The following is a 7,593-nucleotide window of genomic DNA, read 5'->3' as shown; positions in this document are numbered from 1 at the left end:
AAAAATACCTACACTTCAATCGAAATGTAGGTATAATCTGTACTTATTTTTAGATATTTCATCTGTCTACTTGACAGGGAGCATATCAGTTCGTGATATTTACTAACTTTGTAGTCGCTTTATTAATTTTCCATTACAAATATTCGATTATTCATAAATATGATAACTTATATTCTATTCAACAGATTAGCTATACAATTTTTTAATTAATCACATATCCATCTGCATCGAAAGTATACAATTTTCCTAATATTTCAATAGATTCATTTCTAGCCCACACTCCGGGAGCTTTTTGATATTTCGCTCTTCTGTCTGGTCCACTCATATAATACCATGGAATATCGAGACATATATATAATGCATTCCTATCCATTTGTGTCGCACTAGGATATCTATATGTATTTGAATATATACTCGACAAATTATCATTAACTTGATATAAATCATTAATGCCAAACACATGTCCTAATTCATGTGCAAAAACCTGAGCTTGATTTTTCTGTGAGTAATTAGTAATATTTCCAACAACCATTTTAGTTGAAATTTCACCAGGTCCATAATGCCCAACCGACGGGGAAACGCACTCTACATACGCCGCTGTTGATGCTGCAATGTTAGGATTATATTGTATTTTAAATATTGCTCTATCTAAAAATGTCGTTTCATTCGTAATTATCATTCCTCCCCACTCATCTCGTCCATCCGAAAATGAATATAAAAAATTATTTCTTGCAACACTATTCTCGAAATAATAATCTACATAATTTGTAGGTGGATGATAAAAATCTCCAATTGAAAATTGAAAATTACCACCAGCCCTTTCCGGCGTATACAATGCAGCCCAAGGGGTTAACGAATGCGCAGAAACTAAACATGGTGTCATCATAACGATTGTCATAGAAAATATGTACATAAAAACTTTTTTTATCTTTTTGTTCATATATTACCCTCCCAAATATTACTTTTCTTTTGATTTTTTTATTTTATATATTTCATTTGAATTAGGTAATTCTTTTGGATTTTCTGTCATTTTGTCTAATTCTATTTTAAACTTATCCATTTTCATACCTATTGCCCAGCCAGACTCAACTAATTCATTAACTTCTTTATCTTTTGTTGTAAAATCTTTTCCATTATTTATAATTTGATTATCCCAACAAAAATAATCACTATTCATAAATACTTTACTATTTTCCACATACATAACACTATAATATGGTTCGGATATATAAACATCCGCATATTTTTCTTGTTCAAATTTATCATATGATGCATTCTTTTTTCTCTTTTCCTTAAATTTTTCATCCAATTTTTTTGTCATAAATATATATTCCTTTTTTTCTTTTAAAGAAAACGTACCCTCAAATTTAGTTGATAATGAATATGGATAATACACTCTAACAACTTGCTCTTCCTCAAATCCTGTTCCAAAATATAGTTTATTTATTTTAACTTTCAATACAGAACTAGGAAACGGACCCCATTGTTCATTATTTTCATCAGTCCACTTTACTTCATATTCCTTTTCATTTATAATTTCACCCGAAAAAATTAATTCAGTATCTGATATTTGTTGTTCCAAATCAAATTCGATCGCTCCCGTACATCTTGAAAAAGCTGTATATTGTTTTATTGGAACTTCTGACCATACTGTTTTATTTGTTTGTACACCATTTTTACTTTGAATTTTATTTTCTGCTAGTCTAGCATCTGTATTGTCACTTTTATTATCTATATAAAATAAACTTAACCCAAATATAAATGCACTAACAGTAATAACAATCATTAATATTTTTCTTTTTTTCATAGTTAATCCTCCATTTTATTACATCTAATCAACTTAGACCATTCTCCAAAGTTCTTTTTCCCATCAATTATCTTATAAGCCCTAACTTTTAAGTAATAAGTTTTATTGGCATTCACTTTTCTTATGACACCTTTATTTTTCTTTACATTAACTGTTTTCTTACTTTTCGTTAATTTTTTATTTTCTCCAACTTTTATCACATAGCCATCCGCATTTTTAACTTTTTTCCATGTAATCTTTAATTTTTTATTTTTTAACGTAGCTTTAACATTTCTAGTTTTATTAATCTTTACACTTATAGGTTTAGTCAATTTTATCATTACAGATGAATCTGAAAATTCTGCTGTAAAATAACTTTCTCCCTTTGGTAAAGTCTTAACATATTCTTCTTTTAATGTTATCTTCATAACATCCGATATAGTTGATACTGTATAATTAGATTCATCAACTTTTATTCCTTTGTATGTCAATTGATTAAATAAATCTGCATAAAATGTGTGTGAAAATGTATCTGATTCCAATAATGCTTCGGCATTTCCACTTCCGTTCCATTTTGAAAAAGAAAAGCTTGCATCCTTAAAGTCAATTTTATGTGTCACAACATAAAGTCTAATAGGAATAATCGCCTTAGCAAATACAGCTTTAAATGAGTACATTCCATCCTGCAAACTTTTTAGATAACTTTCATTTAAACTAATAACAACATTTCCATTCTGTTCTGCTACAGAAAAATGACTATTTGAAACTGTATTCTTATTACATTCCAAATATTCAAATTCATTATATTTAGCAACATCCGAACCTTTTGTCAAATAATCGTTGCCTATTGTTACAGTTGCATTTCCATTTCCGTTCCATGTTCCAAACATTAAATATCCATCTTGATATGTAACCTTTGTAGTATCTCCATATACATTAAGACACATCATTGTTAAAACAGATACCATTAATAATATTAAAGCCTTACCTCTTACCTTCTTTGACATAATTATTGTCTCCTCTCTCTATTATTATTTCACATTATTAATTCCAATTATTATAAGTATTTATTTTACTTCTGATTATTTTATTATTTATACTATTACATCACCTCCAACTACTCTGCTTGTAAAATCCAATAATACACATTTAATATCCATCAGATTTACTTCTTATTATTTGTCATCGTCACATCGTCTATGCAGCATATATGCTACACCAATTTACTGTTAATTTTTTTGTTATCTTATTTATAGTTGGAATTAATAAAATTTTTTAGTTACTCAAAAATATCATATAAATCTTTTATAGTTTTATTAGGATTTTTGTTAAGAATTGTGTTAGATATGTCTAATCCCCCATATAAAACTAGCCTCTACGTGTCTTTATTGAATATATACTAGTTATATACTCATTGTATAAGTTTAAAATCTATGCGTCAATACGTTTTTATTTTGTCACAATTTGTTTTTTACTATTAACCAACACTAATCTGTCATTATTTTGAAAAAACAATTATATTTATTTGTTTTTTCAAAGTAAAATTTCTCCCCTATATTATAAACGATATTAGAACATAAAACCGAACACATTTTAATGAAATTTTTATAATATTTAGAGCTTTTTTTCTTGTAACTTCTATATTACGGATTATAATTCATATTTCTAAAATATCCGTAAAAAATTATTGAAAATACCTGATTTATTTAATTTAAAAAATCAACTTTACGGTTATATTTTATTTTTTCTGTATCAGCCGTAATCAATAGAATTTTCACTAAAAAAATTATTAACTTTTACGGAATATACAAGAAAATTTATTAAATTCCGTAATTTAGTTTACATAATATTATAAATTCAGAAATAAAAGATTTTTTTCGCATATTTATAAATAATCAAATAAAACCTACTCCTCATATCCGCATGATTTTAATAAATCCAAATAAAAAAAGCGGAGGCACATATGCTTTCGCATATATGCCTCCTAATAGTGATGTATATTATTATGAAATTCTAGCAATCCATCATTGTTTTTCCTTCGCCAACTAATCCGGCAAAGTCATCTACGAATGCGTCAATTGCAGATGTAATTGCTGCATTCTTAATTAATCCTTCGATAACTGCTGTTCCAACTGTTGCAGCACCGATTCCGTATTTTGTAAGTTCAAGAACCTGCTGTGAATTCTTAAAGCTTGCTGCTAATACTTCTGTATTTAAACCATTGTTTTCAAAAATGTCATGGATATCCATAGCTGTCTTAATTCCATCATATCCCATGTTGTCAATTCTGTTTACATAAGGTGCAGCGTATTTTGCTCCTGCCTTTGCAGCTAAAAATCCCTGCATTGGTGTGTAAATAGCTGTTGCTGTAATATTTACACCCTGTGCACTTAAAATCTTCATTGCTTTAAGTCCCTGTGGTGTTGTAGGAATTTTTACAAATGTGTTTTCGCCAAGTCTTTCTCTAATTACTGCTGCTTCTTTAACCATGCCTTCAGCATCCTTAGAAACAACCTGAACATGAAGTTCACCGTCTTTTCCAACGATTTCTCTAAGTTCAGTTAATACTTCGTATGGATTTCTTCCACTCTTAGCTAAAATTGATGGGTTTGTTGTTACACCATCACATGGATATAAATCCCAAATCTCTCTTACTTTTTCAATGTCTGCATCGTCAATAATAAATTTCATCTTAATTTCCTCCTAGAATATTGGATTGTATAATTTAGGGTATTTGCTTTCGCAAATATCATAGTTGCCTTAGTTTCATTTATAGTTACTTTAATTTTAATTTTGCTTATAGTTACTTAAGTTTTATTTAAATCTCCAGAATCAGATTTTTGATTCCATTATCAGTCGCTATCTTTCCAAATGCCCTCATCTCACTATCTTTATACATCGGCGGATTTTCTTCATAGCAAAACTTCATGTCTACCATGTCATATTTTGCTTCCGCTAAAGGATTGTAATTTAAAAGTTCATAATGCACATCCGGATAAATGCCACTAATAAACTTTGCTATTCCGGCAATATTTTCTTCATTAGTGGTAATTCCCGGAATTAATGGAGTTCTGATAACTACTTCATCTTTCAAATCGGAGGTAAGCAGAATTTCAAGATTTTTCTTAATCAATTCATTGCTTACTCCTGTATATTTTTTATGTTGCTCTTCATCTATAATTTTGCAATCTGCAAATACATGGTCTAAATACTTTATTGCTTCTCTTACAACTTCTGACTTAACATTTAACGCTGTCTCAATTGATGTTGCAATTTTCTTTTCCTTTAACCCTTTAAGTATTCCTATTGCAAATTCATGCTGGAACAGTGGCTCTCCACCTGACAGCGTAACACCACCACCATATTTGAAAAAAGGTTCATCTTTACTTGCTTCCTCAATCGCCTCTTCAACAGTCATTTCTTTAGAATCCATTGTTAATGCAACTGCCGGACATGCATCTATGATTTCTTCCCATTTTTCATCTTTAGAAATATCTAATTTAATATTTCCATTCTCTTCGTATACACCACCATTTTTTGCCGTGTGTACACATGTGTTGCAATGAATACATTTGTTAGGGAAATACAAAGGTCTCTGCTTTATTGAAATTCCCTCAGGATTCTGACACCATACACATTTTAAAGTACATCCCTTTAAAAATATGGTTGTTCGGATTCCTTTTCCATCGTGTGTCGAGAATCTTTTAAAATCAAATACATATCCTTTCATAGATTCCACCTTCTTTAGATATCATTATAACTCGTTCTTGCAATTATTTCATTCTGAAGTTCATCAGCTAATTCTACAAAATATGCTGTATAACCTGCTACACGAACTGTTAATCCTCTGTATGCTTCAGGATTTTTCTGAGCTGCCTGTAAGTCTTCTTTTCTAACTACGTTAAACTGAATATGTGGTATTTCCAAATCAACAAATGTACGAAGCATTTTTGCAAATTTGTCTATTCCATTCTCTGTCTTAAAGAATTCAGGAAGGAATTTCATATTTAATAATCCACCATTTGTTGTCCAGCTCTTATCTAATCTTGAAACTGATTTCAATACTGCTGTAGGTCCGTTTGTATCACGTCCGTATACAGGTGACATTCCTCCATCTGCTAAAGGTGTTCCTGCATATCTTCCATCAGGTGATGCGCCTACATTTTCTCCCATTGGTACATGAGCTGAAACTGTATACATACCTGTGTGATATAAACCACCACGGTAGTTTTTGTAATTTTTTAATCTTTCTCTAAAGTATCCTGCCCATTTAGCACCTAATTCATCTACCCACTCAACATCGTTTCCGTATTTAGGAACTTTGTTGAGTAACATTGTTCTTAAAATTTCATCTTCTTCAAAGTTAGTTTCAAGCGCTTTAAGTAATCTTTCTTTTGATACTTTCTTTTCATCAAATACTAACTGTTTTACTGCTGCCAAACTGTCAGCTAAGTTAGCAACCTGAATCATCTGAATTCCTGAAAGGTTGTAATGCGCACCACCTCTTGTTACATCCATTCCTTTATCCATACAGTCATTAATTACTGCTGAAAGGAAAGGTGTTGGAAGTAAATCCATATGAGCTTTTTCAACCTGTTCGCATGCAAGAATCATCTTGTCCATATAGTAATCTACATGTGCCTTGAATGCATTTTCCAAATCTTCAAATGTTTCATATTCTGTAAGTTTTCCTCTATCAGGTGCAATCTGTTTTCCTGTAAGTAAATCAACACCTCCTGTTAATGTTACTTCAAGAACTTTATTTAAGTTAAACATTGCTGCATCTGACCATCCAAGGTTATCTCCCTGTGTTGTAAGTTCAACACAACCAACGATTGCGTAGTTTCTTGCATCTTTAGGTTCAACTTTCAAATCTTCAATCATTGCCGGAACAACTGCTTTATCATTAAAGAACTGTGGCATACCACTTCCAAGTGATACAACTTTGATTGCCGCCTTCAATAATTTATCACTAGTCTTTTCACACAATCTTACTGAAAGATTTGGCTGTGGAAGACCAATGTGTTCCTGCGCTTTTAAGTATATATATGAAAGTTCATTTTCAAATGGTTCTCCATTCTCATCCTGTCCACCAACTGCAATATTAAATCCAATTGGGAAACCTGCGAAGAACTTAGCACTGTTTGAATTTCTCATATATACTATTTCATTAAATTTTAACCATAAGCATTCTGTTATTTCTAATGCATCCTGTTCTGTCATAACACCGTTGTCGATATCTTTCTTAAAATACGGATACATAAATGTGTCCATTCTTCCCGGTGAAAATGATGATGCATTTGATTCCATCTGAAGAATTACAAATAAGAACCAGATTGCCTGATTTGCTTCATGGAAATTCTGTGCCGGTCTTTCTGCAATATTCTTACAGTTTTCTGCAACCTTTTTCATGTTGTCAGCATATTCAGGATATTCCTTTGCTTTTTCAAGGCATAAATCATGATATCTCATTATGAAATTAATAACACCTTCCATAACTGTGCTTACGCTCTTGTAAAATAATTTCTTCTCTTCATCCGTTTCTTTATTGTAATGATTATCAGCTTCTGCCTTTAATCCTGCCGGTCCTTTTTCAAGCCATCCTTTGCAGTCAGGATTGATGTGACCCTGTGCATGGTCTTTCTGATTTATCTTTACAATCTTAGCAATTTCATCTATTTCTTTTCCATATCTTGCTCTTAAAACATCTTCGAGTGATTTTCCCTGCCAGTATGGATAAATAACTTCTCTAAAATATGAGATGTCTTCTTCATGTACATTAAATTTGTCCTGTGGTCGTGTAGGTA

General features: G+C 31.0%; 6 protein-coding genes. All 6 read right to left on the bottom strand.

The window, feature by feature from the left end:
• Nucleotides 1-202: 202 nt before the first annotated feature.
• The gene (locus ABMA45_RS06965) at nucleotides 203-940 is read right to left on the bottom strand and encodes a hypothetical protein (RefSeq protein WP_022089170.1); all 738 of its coding nucleotides are present in this window, start codon (nucleotides 938-940) and stop codon (nucleotides 203-205) included.
• A gap of 18 nt (nucleotides 941-958) precedes the next feature.
• Nucleotides 959-1,807 (bottom strand): hypothetical protein, encoded by an 849-nt coding sequence (locus tag ABMA45_RS06960; protein ID WP_022089169.1) that lies wholly within the window; start codon nucleotides 1,805-1,807, stop codon nucleotides 959-961.
• A gap of 2 nt (nucleotides 1,808-1,809) precedes the next feature.
• Nucleotides 1,810-2,793 carry a fibronectin type III domain protein gene (locus ABMA45_RS06955; protein WP_022089168.1) on the bottom strand — a complete coding sequence of 328 codons (984 nt, stop codon included), beginning with the start codon at nucleotides 2,791-2,793 and terminating at the stop codon, nucleotides 1,810-1,812.
• A gap of 1,006 nt (nucleotides 2,794-3,799) precedes the next feature.
• Entirely contained in the window at nucleotides 3,800-4,477 is a 678-nt protein-coding gene (locus ABMA45_RS06950; RefSeq protein ID WP_022089167.1) for a transaldolase family protein, read from the bottom strand.
• Nucleotides 4,478-4,604: 127 nt separating this feature from the next.
• The gene (locus ABMA45_RS06945) at nucleotides 4,605-5,516 is read right to left on the bottom strand and encodes a glycyl-radical enzyme activating protein (RefSeq protein ID WP_022089166.1); all 912 of its coding nucleotides are present in this window, start codon (nucleotides 5,514-5,516) and stop codon (nucleotides 4,605-4,607) included.
• A gap of 14 nt (nucleotides 5,517-5,530) precedes the next feature.
• Nucleotides 5,531-7,593, bottom strand: a 2,063-nt coding sequence (locus ABMA45_RS06940; RefSeq protein ID WP_348030007.1) for a glycyl radical protein, incomplete at its 5' end; no start/stop codon positions are given.

It is taken from the genome of Eubacterium sp. CAG:156, from assembly GCF_000434315.1.
Taxonomy (GTDB): domain Bacteria; phylum Bacillota; class Clostridia; order Lachnospirales; family Lachnospiraceae; genus Eubacterium_U; species Eubacterium_U album.
This window is presented reverse-complemented; position numbering and strand designations above follow the sequence as displayed.